This window comes from Allobosea caraganae (assembly GCF_003351345.1).
Lineage (GTDB): Bacteria > Pseudomonadota > Alphaproteobacteria > Rhizobiales > Beijerinckiaceae > Allobosea > Allobosea caraganae.
Window position 1 is genome coordinate 432,558 of the sequence record NZ_QQTO01000021.1, and the last position, 13,250, is coordinate 445,807.

General features: G+C 66.7%; 11 protein-coding genes and 1 pseudogene. 3 read left to right on the plus strand and 9 right to left on the minus strand.

From position 1 onward, the window contains the following. Positions 1-12 precede the first annotated feature (12 nt). Entirely contained in the window at positions 13-510 is a 498-nt protein-coding gene (locus DWF00_RS16290; RefSeq protein WP_114829328.1) for a hypothetical protein, read from the minus strand. A 344-nt stretch (positions 511-854) separates the two neighbouring features. After that, complete coding sequence (locus DWF00_RS16295) at positions 855-1,985, minus strand: iron-containing alcohol dehydrogenase (RefSeq protein ID WP_114829327.1); 1,131 nt, start codon at positions 1,983-1,985, stop codon at positions 855-857. Positions 1,986-2,139: 154 nt separating this feature from the next. Here DWF00_RS16295 and DWF00_RS16300 point away from each other — a divergent pair, with 154 nt between their 5' ends. After that, entirely contained in the window at positions 2,140-2,841 is a 702-nt protein-coding gene (locus DWF00_RS16300; protein WP_114829326.1) for a FadR/GntR family transcriptional regulator, read from the plus strand. A 195-nt stretch (positions 2,842-3,036) separates the two neighbouring features. Here the strand turns inward: DWF00_RS16300 and DWF00_RS16305 are convergent, their stop codons facing one another. From DWF00_RS16305 to DWF00_RS16330, 6 genes are all read right to left on the minus strand, one after another. After that, on the minus strand, positions 3,037-3,933 hold the full coding sequence (locus DWF00_RS16305; RefSeq protein ID WP_114829325.1) for a DMT family transporter: 897 nt from the start codon (positions 3,931-3,933) through the stop codon (positions 3,037-3,039). Positions 3,934-4,083: 150 nt separating this feature from the next. Beyond that, entirely contained in the window at positions 4,084-4,632 is a 549-nt protein-coding gene (locus DWF00_RS16310; protein ID WP_114829324.1) for a winged helix DNA-binding protein, read from the minus strand. After that, positions 4,619-5,299 carry an aspartate/glutamate racemase family protein gene (locus DWF00_RS16315; RefSeq protein WP_114829323.1) on the minus strand — a complete coding sequence of 227 codons (681 nt, stop codon included), beginning with the start codon at positions 5,297-5,299 and terminating at the stop codon, positions 4,619-4,621. The genes DWF00_RS16310 and DWF00_RS16315 overlap by 14 nt, the downstream gene beginning before the upstream one ends. Positions 5,300-5,365: 66 nt before the next feature. Continuing rightward, complete coding sequence (locus tag DWF00_RS16320; protein ID WP_114829322.1) at positions 5,366-6,361, minus strand: TRAP transporter substrate-binding protein; 996 nt, start codon at positions 6,359-6,361, stop codon at positions 5,366-5,368. A 35-nt stretch (positions 6,362-6,396) separates the two neighbouring features. Further along, positions 6,397-7,704, minus strand: coding sequence for a TRAP transporter large permease (locus tag DWF00_RS16325; protein WP_114829321.1), 1,308 nt, complete (start codon positions 7,702-7,704; stop codon positions 6,397-6,399). Between the two features lie 3 nt (positions 7,705-7,707). Beyond that, entirely contained in the window at positions 7,708-8,256 is a 549-nt protein-coding gene (locus DWF00_RS16330) for a TRAP transporter small permease (protein ID WP_114829320.1), read from the minus strand. A 373-nt stretch (positions 8,257-8,629) separates the two neighbouring features. Between DWF00_RS16330 and DWF00_RS16335 the strand changes: the two genes are divergently transcribed. Together DWF00_RS16335 and DWF00_RS16340 are read left to right on the plus strand one after the other, a co-directional pair. Then, a complete protein-coding gene (locus tag DWF00_RS16335; protein WP_114829319.1) occupies positions 8,630-12,229 on the plus strand; it encodes a hydantoinase B/oxoprolinase family protein in 3,600 nt (1,199 codons plus the stop codon). Positions 12,230-12,263: 34 nt separating this feature from the next. Continuing rightward, the gene (locus DWF00_RS16340; RefSeq protein ID WP_114829318.1) at positions 12,264-12,959 is read left to right on the plus strand and encodes an SDR family oxidoreductase; all 696 of its coding nucleotides are present in this window, start codon (positions 12,264-12,266) and stop codon (positions 12,957-12,959) included. Between the two features lie 166 nt (positions 12,960-13,125). Here DWF00_RS16340 and DWF00_RS16345 read toward each other — a convergent pair. Beyond that, a pseudogene (locus DWF00_RS16345) lies at positions 13,126-13,250 on the minus strand (IS5/IS1182 family transposase); the annotation flags it as partial.

Below are 13,250 nucleotides of genomic sequence, written 5' to 3' on the forward strand. Positions count from 1 at the left end.
CACGGCCTGGAATTACCGCTCGGGGCCGGGACGAGCCATCTGGCAAGCCGGCGCGTAGGAGCGATGTCGGTCGAGGCCGTTGACGCACCAATTGACGTTCCAGGTCCAGCCGAACAGGCCGAGATTCTCGCGCACGGAATAGTCGACGCGGTGCAGCGAGCCGTCGTTCAAGGTGATGCGGCCGGTGCAGAAGCGGCGCGGGATGAAGTCGTCGCCCCAGGGCCGGTAGCCGATCGGCCGGATGCGGTCATAGGAGACGGCGCGCAGCGGGCCCCAGAATTTCGACTCGCGCGAATCAAACCAGCTGGTGATCTCGCCGAGCACGGCCGGGTCGTCGCAGGCCGGCAGGTTGCCGTACATCGGGATGATGCGGTTCTCGGCGCGATCCACCGGATTGACGTAGCGAACGCTATGGCGGGCGCTGGAACGGCCGTCCGCGGCACCGGCGGTGGCGGCGCCTGCGAGGCAGGCGGCCGAGATCAGGATGGTTCGCAGCAGGGCGCGGCGCATGGGGCAAGCCTCGTGCAGGCAGATGGAATCCGAGTGGGTACGATGGCTGGGTGGCGGGCGAGAATCAAGGCGCCAGCGCTGTCGCCGCATATCTTGGTGAAGGCTGTGGCTTTTCGATCCGTGCGCCAAAGCGCTCAGGCAGGCGACTGGGCGAGCGGTTCTCTTCCCTTCTCCCGGATGGGAGAAGGTGCCGCGGCAGCGGCGGATGCGGGCCCGCCGTGACTCCGGCGAAGTCGAAACGGTGCCGCGGCCGGCTCACGGCCAAAGCGTCTGGCGGCGGGCCCTCACCCTGCCCTCTACCACACGGGAGAGGGGTCCCCGCGCTCTTCTCTCGAGGATAGCGGTTAGAACGAGGCTTCGAGCATCGCGGCGTAGTCGGCCGCCGTGGCGGCGCGCGGGTTGGAGGCGGTGGAGTGGTCCTTCACCGCCGCTTCCGAGATCGCGGCGACGACCCCGCGCGGCACCTTCATCTCGGTCAGGTTCTTCGGCATGCCCAGGCGGGCGGTCAGGTCGGCGATCCAGACGGCGAGGTCGGCGTCAGTGGCAAGGCCGAGCGCCTTGCGGATCTCGGCGTATTTCGCCTTCGATTCCGGCTCGTTGAAGCGCAGCACGGCCGGCAGCAGCACGGCGTTGAGCGTGCCATGGTGCAGCGAGACCTCCTTGAGGCCGCCGAGCGGGTGCGAGAGCGCGTGCACGGCCCCTAACCCCTTCTGAAAGGTCAGGCCGCCCTGGAGCGCGGCCATCATCATCTCCTTGCGGGCCTCGCGGTCGGAGCCGTCCTTGGTGGCGCGCTCGATATGGGCGACGGCGCGCTTCAGGCCGTCGAGCGCGATCGCCTCGGCCGGCGGATTCTCGCGCGGGCTGAGATAGGTCTCGATGCAATGGGTGACGGCATCCATGCCGGTCGCGGCGGTGAGCCAGCCGGGCAGGCCGAGCGTCAGCTCAGGGTCGCAGATCGCGAGCTTGGGGATCAGGTAGGGCGAGATGAAGCCGAGCTTGCGGCCGTCGTTCAGGGTGATCAACGCGGCGCGGCCGACCTCGCTGCCGGTGCCCGAGGTGGTCGGCACGGCGATGACCGGGGCGACGGAGGCGCTGACCTTCGGGATGCCGCCGAGGATCGCGGCATAGGTCTCGAGCGGGCCGTCATGGGTCGCGAGCAGGGCAACGCCCTTGGCGAGGTCGATCGGGGAGCCGCCGCCGATGGCGACGAGCCCGTCGCAGTCATTCTGCTTGTAGAGGGCGAGCGCCTCGAGCACGGCGGCCTCGGTCGGGTTGGTCGGGGTCGCATCGAAGACCGGGGCGGCGGCCAGCGTCGCCGAGCCCTTCTGGACGCCGGCGATCAGGCCGATCGCGACCACGCCCTTGTCGGCGACGATCAGCGGCTTCTTGATGCCGTAGCTCGCAAGGTCTGCCTCGATGCCGGCGATCTCGCCGAAGCCGAATTTGATCGTGGTCAGGTAATTGATCAGGGCCATGGTGCGTCCTCGTGGCTGGTGGCCATGTCCTGCGGCGGCACGCGAACCTGATCCGCGCGCATCCGTACCTGGCCTTACCGGTAAGGCCACGAATTGACATGCGACCCGATGGGCGTCAACTGCTCTGACCAACGGTCGGCCGGGAGGAAAACGCATGCGGATCGAGAAGGACAGGCGGCCGGTGACGGAGCAGCTGGTCCAGCAGATCCGCCGCCTGCTGGTCGAGGAGGGCATGCAGCCCGGCGACCAGGTGCCGCCGCAGCGCGAGCTGGCGCAACGGCTGGGGGCCAGCCGTCCGACCGTGCGCGAGGCCGTCTTGCAGCTCGAAGGCATGGGGATCATCCGCGTCGAGCCGGCGCGCGGCACCTTCATCACCGAGGCGTTCTCGCAGCCGGCCGCCGATTTCAGCGAGTGGAAATTCGAGCAGCGCTTCTCGCAGGTCGAGATCTACCAGCTGCGCTTCTCGCTCGAGGGGCTCACGGTGCAGCTCGCGGCGCGCAACGCCTCGCATGACGACCTCGCCCGGCTCGACGCGCTCAATACCGAGATGCGGCGGGCGATCGTCGAGGAGCGCTATCGCGAGGCAATGACGCATGATTTCGACCTGCACCTGACCATCGCCGAGATCGCCGGCAACCGGGCGGTGCGCGACATCCTGGCGCTCTACCGCCCCATCATCACCGAGACGCAGCGCCCGCCCGTGGCCGAGCCGGAGCGGCTGAACGAAGCCTTCCTTGAGCACGCCGCGATCATCCGCGCGCTCGGCCGTCGCGACGGCGTGACGGCGGCGGTGGCGATGCGCCACCACATCGTGCAGTCGACCGACCGGATGAAAGTGCCGTTCGTCGCGAGCTGAGCGGGGTTTGAGTGTCCTCAGCCCTCATCCTGAGGAGCGCTCGCAGAGCGCGTCTCGAAGGATGCTCCAGCTCGCGGTGACAGCATCTTCTGGAGCATCCTTCGAGACGCCATTTCCAAGAAAATGGCTCCTCAGGATGAGGGCTCACGCATTTATGAGTCAGACTCTCAGGATGAGGGCTGTGGGGTAGAAAGGTCAGATCTCTTCCGGCTGGAGCAGGATGTCGCTCACCTTGGCGTTGCGGCGCTCCAGCAGCAGGAGCGCGAGGCCGGCCGCGATGATCAGCCCGGCGCCGATCAGCATGGTCGGGGTCGGCCAGTCGCCGAAGATGAACCAGCCGAAGACCAGGGCCCAGACGATCAGCGTGTACTGATAGGGCACGACGACCGAGGCCTCGGCGAGCTTGAGCGAGCGCGTCACGCAGATATGCGCGACCATGGCGACGATGCCGAGCAGCCCGAGCAAGCCGGCATCCTTGAGCGTCGGCGTAACCCAGCCGAAGGGCAGCAGGATCAGCCCCATGACGAAGGCGCCGAGCGTCTGCCAGGCGACCAGCGTCACGTCGGGAGTGCCGCGCAGTTGCCGGCCGGTGATCATCATGATGGCGAAGGACAGGCTGCCGATCAGCGCGATGATCGCGGGCATCGAGAGGGTCTGGCCGGTCGGGTTGAGCGCCACGGCGACGCCGATGAAGCCGACGACGACCGCGAGCCAGCGTCCGGCATCGACCTTCTCGCCGAGCAGCAGCGCTGCCAGCACCACGGCCCAGACCGGGGCTGCCAGCCAAAGCGTCATCGTGTCGGCGAGCGGCAGGTAGGACACCGCCCAGTAGAACAGCGCGACCTCGCAGGAGCCGAGCGCGACGCGCAGGACCTGCAGCCCGGGCCGCTCCGGCCGCAAGGTGCGGCTCAGGCCCTGCTTCAGCACGAAGGGCGCGATCACCACCAGCGCCGCGGCGCTGCGCAGCAGCAGCACCTGGCCGACCGTATAGGTCGCGACCAGCCATTTCCCCATCACGTCGTTGATCGAGAACAGCAGGATGCCGAGCAGCATCATGGCGATGCCGAGGAGCGTGGCGTGTCTGGCGGGCATGATCGGGTGGGGCTGGCCGGGACGGAGGGGAACGAGTTGCCCGTCTCGCGTGTTGCGTCGGCGGATGCAACCCCTCTGCACAAAAGAGCGGCATGCGCCTGCTGCGGCGCCGCTAAAGCGGCTCGCCCAGGATCGGGCCAGCCAAGAGGGTCACAAACTCGCCGCCGCCCTTGCCGCCTGGTCGTACTGGCCCGAAAGCGAGCGGATCGTCGCGGCGATCTCCGAGAGGCGGGCGGGGTCGATGCTGGTCGCCAGCACCGACTTGACCAGGAGCTGCTCGCGCACCTGGGCATAGCGCCGGCAGGCATCCTCGCCTCCTTGCGTCACCGCGACGGTCTTCTCCTTGCCCTTGCGGCCGCTCTTGATCAGCTTGAGGCGTTCCAGCTTCTTCAGCGAGTAGTTCACGATATGCGTGTCCTCGATGTTGAGGACGAGGCAGATATCGGCCAGCCGCTTGGCCTTGCCGCGATGGTTGACGTTGTGCAGCACGAGCACGTCCATCGGCGTCAGGTCCGGTACGCCGGCGACGCTCATGCAGCGCAGCATCCAGCGCTGGAAGGCGTGCACGGTCATGTTGAGCGCGAACTCGAATTCCGACAGCGCCGGCATCGCGCCCGAGGCGAGGTGGCCGGAGGAGACGATCGGCCCGAGCAGGGTCTCGGTCAGCTTGGCGTCGGGGCTGGGATCAGGCCCGGGCATCGCGCGTCCTTCCTTGCGTGATCAGGCCGACCAGCGGCCAGAGGTCATAGGCGGGGCATCCCGCCACTGCTGCGATCGCAGCGCGATGCGGCGAGAGGTTGGTGCATTCCAGGACGAGCGCGCCGATATCGGCGTGAGCCGCGACCAGGGCTTTCGCCGCGGCGACGGCCTCTGTCTCGCGTATGGCGAAGCTGTCTTCGCCGGGGTCCTCGAAGATGGCGCGCTGGAAGGCGCCGCCTTCCGGCAGACCGGCTATGGGCGTGTCAGCCGGAGCGCCCGCAGCCGCGAGATGGGCTGGCGATAGGCTCCTGCTCGAGAACGTCACGACGCCGACCCGCTTCCCGGCCGGCAGCATCTGCCGGAGCGTCGGGATCAGCAGCAATGCGCTCGTCGCGACGGGCACGGGCAGCTTGGCCGCCAGCGCCGCCTGATACGCGATCAGGAAGCCGCAGGAGGTGGTGATCGCAGTCGCGCCGCGCTCGACCAACCGCTCGCCGGCAGCGATGAAGGGGGTGAGGAAGCCGTCATCGGCGATGCCGACGATGCGCTTCGCCGTGGCCTGCGGCACCCGCTCGAACAGGACCGGGCCTGAAAAACTCTCCGGCGTCCCGATATCGCCGGGAAAGCGCCGGAAGCCGGTATCGAGCATGAGCACGCCGAGGGTCATGGCTTTATGTTCGCGGCGCAAGGTTGCAGCGTCGCCTGCCCTGGGACAGGCGACGCTGCAAGCGACTCACATCTTCTTGTAGGCGTCGATCACGGCCTGGCCGTCGGCGCCGGCCTTCTTCAGCCAATCGGCGGTGAGCGTCTCGCCGGCCTTCTTGAAGCCGGAGGCGAGCTCGGCGCTCGGCGGCAGCACCTTCATGCCCTTGGCCTTGAGCTGGTCGAGATACCAGCCGGTCTTGTCTTCCCAGGCCTTCCAGCCACGGGCTTCGGCGGTGGCGGCGGCCTTCAGGATCGCGTCCTGCGTCGGCTTGTCCAGCGCGTCGAAGGCGGCCTTGTTGACGAAGGTGGCGTCCTTCGGGATCCAGGCCTGCACGTCGTAGAAATGCGTCAGGGATTCCCAGACCTTGGAATCGTAGCCCGTTCCGCCCGAGGACATGAAGGAGTTGACGACGCCGGTCGCCAGCGCCTGCGGCAGTTCCGCCGCCTGGATGGTGACCGACTGCATGCCGAGCAGATCGCCGAGGCGGGCGGTGCCGACATTGTAGGAGCGCCACTTCAGCCCCTTCATGTCGTCAATGGTGGCGAGCTCCTTCTTGGCGTAGACGCCCTGCGGCGCCCACGGCACCATGAACAGCAGCTTGACGCCCTGGCTGTCGAGCTTCTTCTCCACCGCCGCCTTCGAGGCCGTATAGAGCTTCTTGGAATCGGCGAAGCTGGTGGCGAGGAAGGGCACGACGTCGATGCCGAAGATCGGGTCCTCGTTCTCGTGGATCGACATCAGCACTTCGCCCATCTGGGCCTGGCCGGTCTGCACGGCGCGCTTGATCTCCGGCGCCTTGAACAGCGCCGCATTGGCGTGGACCGTGATCGAGAGCTTGCCGCCGGTCGCGGCCTCGACGTCCTTGGCGAAGGCGACGAGGTTCTCGGTGTGCGGGTTGTCGGCCGGATAGGCGTTGGGCAGGTTCCACTTGGCCTGCGCCGAGGCGCCGGTCGTGCCGAGCGCGAGCGAGCCGGCCGCAACACCTGCCAGCAGCAGGCCCTTGATGAAATCGATACGCTTCATTGTGTTGTCTCCGTTCCCTTGTTGTTGACGCTGCATCATCCCGGAAATGCCAGTTGCGGCAGGATCATCACGATCTGCGGGAAGATCGTAATGATCGCGACGGCGGCGACCAGCAGAAAAAAGAAGGGCAGGGCGGCGAGCGCCACCGTGTTGGAATCCTTGCCCGACATGGTCTGGAGCACGAAGAGGTTGAAGCCGACCGGCGGCGAGACCTCGGCCATCTCGACGATCAGCACCAGGAAGATGCCGAACCAGACGAGATCGAAGCCGGCGGTCTTGATCATCGGGATGACGATCGAGGTGGTCAGCACGATCATCGAGATGCCGTCGAGCGCGGTGCCGAGCACGATGTACATCACCGTCAGCGCCGTGATCAGTGCGTAGGGCGAGAGGTGCATGCTGTCGACCCAGGATGCCAGCGCGGCCGGGATGCCGGTATAGGCCATCGAGGTCGACATGAACGAGGCGCCGGCCAGGATCAGCATGATCATGCAGGTGATGCGCGTCGTGCCCATCACGCTGGCCCAGAAGGCCTCGCGGGTCAGCGTGCCCGACCACCAGGCGATGCCGAAGGAGCCGAGCACGCCCCAGGCGGCGCATTCGGTCGCCGTGGCCCAGCCCAGCAGCAGCGACAGGAAGACCAGCGCGATCAGCAGCATGCAGGGGATCAGCTGCGCCGATTCCTTCAGCTTCTCGCGCAAGGACATCGTCGGCTCGGGCGGCGGCGACTTAGCCGGGTTCAGCAGGTGCCAGACGATGATGTAGCCGGAATAGAGCGCCATCACGAGCAGGCCGGGCAGGAAGCCGGCGAGGAAGATCTGGATGATCGAGACGTTGGCCGCGACCGCATAGACCACCATGGTGATCGAGGGCGGGATCAGGATGCCGAGCGTGCCGGCGCCGGCAAGCGAGCCGAGCGCGACCGTCTCGTCATAGCCGCGCTTCTTGAGCTCGGGCAGGGCGATCTTGGCGACGGTGGCGCAGGTCGCGGCCGAGGAGCCGGAGACCGAGCCGAAGATGCCGCATGCCAGCACGTTGACATGCATCAGCCGGCCCGGGAGCCAGTTGAGCCAGGGCGCGAGGCCGCGGAACATCTCCTCGGAGAGCTTGGTGCGGTAGAGGATCTCGCCCATCCAGATGAAGAGCGGCAGCGCGGCCAGCGTCCAGGAGGCGCTGTTGCCCCAGATCGTGGTGGCCAGCACCGAGCCGGCGGGAATGCCGCCGCCGACGAACTGCATCGCGACCCAGCCACAAGCCATCAGCGAAATGGCGATCCAGACGCCGCCTGCCAGGAAGATGGTGAGCAGGATGAGCAGGAGCCCGGAAATCTCGATCATTTCCATGGCTCAGACTCCGCTCGCCATGGCGCGCTCGACGATTTCCTCGTCGGATTGGGCGGGTGGCTTCTCGTAGCGCGGCTCCTGCCGGCGCAGCACGACGTGGACGAACTCGTCGACGAAGGCGATGAACAGGATGACGAGGCCGCCGGAATAGCCGAGCTGCGGGATCCAGAGTGGCATCGGCACGACGCCGCCAGCGACGTCGTTGAACTGCCAGCTCTGCCAGGTCATCACCGCGGCGTGCCAGGCGAAGAAGCCGACGAAGCCGAGGCCGAGCACGAGCGAGAAGACCTCGAAGCACCAGCGCGTGCGGCCCTTGAAGCGGTCGATCAGCAGGCCGACGCGGATCATGTCGCCGGACTTGAAGGTGTGGGCGAGGCCGAGGAAGGCCATCGCCGCCATGCTCCAGGAGGCGAAATCGTCGCCGGCCGGGATGTTGAAGCCGATCTCGCGGCCGATCGAGAGGCTCATCATCAGGATGAAGATGACGACCAGGAAGAAGCCCGCAGCATAGCCGGCGAAGAGGTAGAGCTTGTCGAGGACGGTGCGGATCATCGGACATCTCCACTGGGCGCGAGATGTCCCCTTCCCCCCGCTTGCGGTGGGGAAGGGTTAGGGATGGGGGGGCGTGCAGGAGAAAACTCAACGATGGTGCCAAGACACTCGCCCCCCCACCCCAGCCCTCCCCACCGCAAGCGGGGGGAGGGGGAAGCGCGGCGGTTCGTGAGGAAGCCTTCGAGCGAGCGGCCAGCGCTCCGCGCGGTCGCGATTGACCCAGCCATCACATCCTCCCACGATCGGCCCGGCCCCTCAGCCATGTCCCGATCTCAGAGCCGATCGTAATCGGCGAATTTGCCTTGTCAACGTTTCATCGACGATTTATCGATGAATTATCAAGTCAGTTTCACGTCACGCTTGGGAGAGTGTCATGGCGGCGAGCCGTTGGGATTTCTGGATCGACCGCGGCGGCACCTTCACCGACGTGATCGGGCGCGAACCGACAGGCAAGCTTCACGCCAGAAAGCTGCTCTCGGAGAATCCGGGCGCCTATCGCGACGCCGCGGTCCAGGGCATCCGCGACCATCTCGGCCTCAAGGCGGGCGAGCCGATCCCGGCCGGGCTGGTCGGCGAGGTCCGCATGGGCACGACCGTCGCGACCAATGCGCTGCTCGAGCGCAAGGGCGACCGCACGCTGCTGGTCACCACCAAGGGTTTTCGCGATGCGCTGCGCATCGGCTACCAGGCAAGGCCGGACATCTTCGCCAAGGAGATCATCAAGCCGGAGCAGCTCTACGACGCCGTGACCGAGATCGACGAGCGCATCCTTGCCGACGGCACGGTCGAACAGGCGCCGGACGAGGCCGCGATCCGCGCTGCCTTGCAGGCGCAATACGATGCCGGTTTCCGCGCCGTCGCCATCGCCTTCATGCATGCCTATCGCTACCCGGCGCATGAGCAGGTCGCGGCGAAAATCGCCCGCGCAATCGGCTTCCCGCAGGTCTCGGTCAGCCACGAGGTCTCGCCGCTGATCAAGCTGGTCGGGCGCGGCGACACTGCCGTGGTCGACGCCTATCTCTCGCCGATTCTCGGGCGCTACGTGGCGCAGGTCTCGGAGGAGCTCGACATCGCCCGCACCGGCGCGCGGCTGATGTTCATGATGTCCTCGGGCGGCCTCACCGCGGCCGAACTGTTCCAGGGCAAGGACGCGATCCTGTCCGGCCCGGCCGGCGGCGTCGTCGGCCTCGCCGAGACCGGCCGCTCGGCCGGGTTCGACAAGGTGATCGGCTTCGATATGGGCGGCACCTCGACCGACGTCGCCCATTTCGACGGAGAATACGAGCGCGCCTTCGAGACCGAGGTCGCCGGCGTGCGCATGCGCGCGCCGATGATGCTGATCCATACGGTCGCGGCCGGCGGCGGCTCGATCCTGCATTTCGACGGTGCGCGCTTCCGCGTCGGCCCGGATTCGGCCGGCGCCAATCCCGGCCCGGCCGCCTATCGCCGTGGCGGGCCGCTTGCGGTGACCGACGCCAACGTCATGGTCGGCAAGCTGATCCCGTCCTATTTTCCGGCGATTTTTGGCGAGAAGCGCGACGAGCCGCTCGATGTCGAGACGGTGAAAGCCAAGTTCGCGGCTTTGGCGGCCGAGGTCGGCGACGGGCGCTCGCCCGAGGAGGTCGCCGACGGCTTCATCCAGATCGCGGTCGCCAACATGGCCGAGGCGATCAAGAAGATCTCGGTGCAGCGCGGCTATGACATCACCCGCTATGCCCTGAACTCGTTCGGCGGCGCGGGCGGGCAGCATGCTTGCCTAGTGGCCGACGCGCTCGGCATCAAGACGGTGCTGTTGCACCCGTTCTCTGGCCTGCTCTCGGCCTATGGCATGGGCCTGGCCGAAATCCGCGCGACGCGGACGGCGGCGCTCGACGTGCCGCTCGATGGCGAGGCCAAGGCCGCGATCGCCGTCGTCGGCGACAGGCTTGGTGCGGAGACCAAGGCCGAGGTCGCCGGGCAGGGCGTGCCGGAGGGCGACATCGCCATCCATGTCCGCGCCCATATCCGCTATGCCGGCACCGACACCGCCATCGCCATCCCGTTCGGCTCTCGCGCGGAAATGGTCGATGGCTTCCAGATCGCCCACAAGGCGCGCTTCGGCTTCATGGACGCGACCAAGGCGCTGGTCGTCGAAGCCGTCGAGGTCGAGGCGGTCGGCGGCGGAGCCAGGTTCGAGGAGGCGACCGACGCTGAGCTCGCCGGCGCGCCGGAGATCGCCGAGCGCACCCGCCTGTTCTCCAAGGGCGAATGGCACGAGGCCGCGGTCGTCAGGCGCGAGGCGATGTCGTCGGGCCAGAGCGTCGCTGGCCCCGCCATCATCATCGAGCCGAACCAGACCGTCGTGGTCGAGGAGGGCTGGTCGGCCAAGCTGACCGGCAAGGACCATCTGGTGCTCGTGCGCTCGAAGGCGCTGGTGCAGAACGCCGCGATCGGCACCAAGGCCGATCCGGTGATGCTGGAGATCTTCAACAACCTGTTCATGTCGATCGCCGAGCAGATGGGCGTGACACTGCAGAACACCGCCTATTCCGTGAACATCAAGGAGCGGCTCGACTTCTCCTGCGCGGTCTTCGCCTCGGATGCCAGCCTGGTCGCCAACGCGCCGCATATGCCGGTGCATCTCGGCTCGATGGACAAGTCGGTCGAGACCGTGATCAAGAACAACCCGCTGATCCGGCCGGGCGACGTCTACTGCCTGAACGCGCCCTATAATGGCGGCACGCACCTGCCCGACATCACGATCTGCACGCCGGTCTTCGACGAAGCGGACAAGGAGATCCTGTTCTGGGTGGCGAGCCGCGGCCACCATGCCGATGTCGGCGGCGTCGCGCCGGGCTCGATGTCGCCGCTGGCGACGCATATCGAGGAAGAGGGCGTCTATATCGACAACTTCAAGATCGTCGATCAGGGACGCTTCTGCGAGGAGGAGTTGATCAAGCTCTTGACCGGCGCGCGCTATCCGGTCCGCAACGTCGTGCAGAACGTCAACGACCTCAAGGCGCAGATCGCTGCCAACGAGAAGGGCGTGGCGGAACTCAAGAAGATGATCCGCTCCTTCGGCCTCGACGTGGTGCAGGCCTATATGGGCCATGTCCAGGACAACGCGGCCGAGAGCGTCAGCCGTCTGCTGGCGAAGCTGCACGATTGCGAATTCACCTATCCGATGGATCAGGGCTGCGCCATCAAGGTCAAGATCACGGTCGACCGCGAGAAGCGCGAGGCGACCGTCGACTTCACCGGCACCTCACCGCAACGCGAGGACAATTTCAACGCGCCGGCGCCGGTGACCCGCGCCGCCGTGCTCTACGTCTTCCGCGTCATGGTCGACGACGCGATTCCGATGAATGCCGGCTGCCTCAGGCCGATCAAGGTGATCGTGCCGGAAGGCTCGATGTTGGCGCCGCGCTATCCCGCCGCCGTCGTCGCCGGCAATGTCGAGGTCAGCCAGGCCGTGACCAACACGCTGTTTGGCGCGCTGCAGGCGATGTCGTGCTCGCAGGGCACGATGAACAACCTGACCTTCGGCAACGACCAGTACCAGTACTACGAGACGATCTGCTCGGGCTCGCCGGCCGGGCCGGGCTTCAACGGCACGTCTGGCGTCCATGTCCACATGACCAATTCGCGCCTGACCGATCCCGAGATCCTGGAGACGCGCTTCCCGGTCGTGCTGGAGGATTTCCACATCCGCCTCGGCTCGGGCGGCAAGGGCGAGTGGCATGCCGGCGACGGCACCAGCCGCACCATCCGCTTCCTGAAGACGATGGACTGCGCCATCCTGGCCTCGCATCGCAAGGTGCGGCCGTTCGGGATGAAGGGCGGCGAGGCCGGGCAGGTCGGCAAGACGCTGGTGCGCCGGCTCTCGGGCGAGATCGAGGAGCTGAAGCCGAGCGACCAGACCCTGCTGCATGCCGGCGAGGCGGTCACGGTCCTGACGCCGACGGCTGGCGGCTATGGCAAAGCGAAGGGTTGAGGTTTAGCTGAGGCCTCTGACTATGGAGACGGCTATGCCTCAGACTTGGATGATCACCGGCGCCAATCGCGGCATCGGCCTTGCCCTGACCACAGTGCTGCTGGCGCGCGGCGACCATGTCATCGCCGCGGCGCGCGATCCTAATAGCGGGCCGTTGCGGGCGCTGGCGGAGAAGCATCCCGGGCAGGTGACGCCGCTCGCGCTCGACGTGACCTCGGATGCGAGCGTGGCTGAGGCGAAGGTGGCGCTGGGCAATCGCCCGATCGACGTCCTCGTCAACAATGCTGGCATCTACGGCAACCGCGACCGGCAATCGGCTGTAGACATGGATTTCGACGCCTGGCGCGAGGTCTTCGAGGTCAACGTCTACGCGCCGCTGCGCGTGGCGCAGGCCTTCCTGCCAAATGTCGAATCTTCGAAGAGCCGCAAGATCGCGACGATCTCGAGCCGCATGGGCTCGATCGGCAACAACCCGTCCGGTTCGATCGCCTATCGCTCGTCCAAGTCGGCAGTGAACATGACCATGGTCGCGTTCGGCAACGAGGTGCGGGCGCGCGGCGTCGGTATCTACCTGTTCCACCCCGGCTGGGTGCAGACCGACATGGGCGGTTTGGGCGCCGATATCGCGCCGAGCCAGAGCGCGACCGGGCTGATCAAGACGATCGACGCCTCAGGCACGGCCGAAAGCGGGAGCTTCCGCAACTGGGACGGGGCGCCGATCGCCTGGTAGGCCTCTCCTCCTGCCATGTTCTTGAGCCCCGCCGGCCTAGATCGCCGTGCGTCCTGACGGACGCAAGGTGGCGATCTAGGCTTTTGTTATTGCATCGGATTTTTCCGAAAGCTGGATTCCACTTTTCGGTCCGATGCTCTAGGTTGCGTGGACACTTATCGTAGCACAGGATGATTGCTGCGAGGGTGATCACGGCGAGGTAGTTCCTTGCGGTCTTCTCGAAGCGGGTTGCGACCCTTCGGAACTGTTTGAGCTTGCTGAAGCAGCATTCGACGAGGTGGCGCTGGGCGT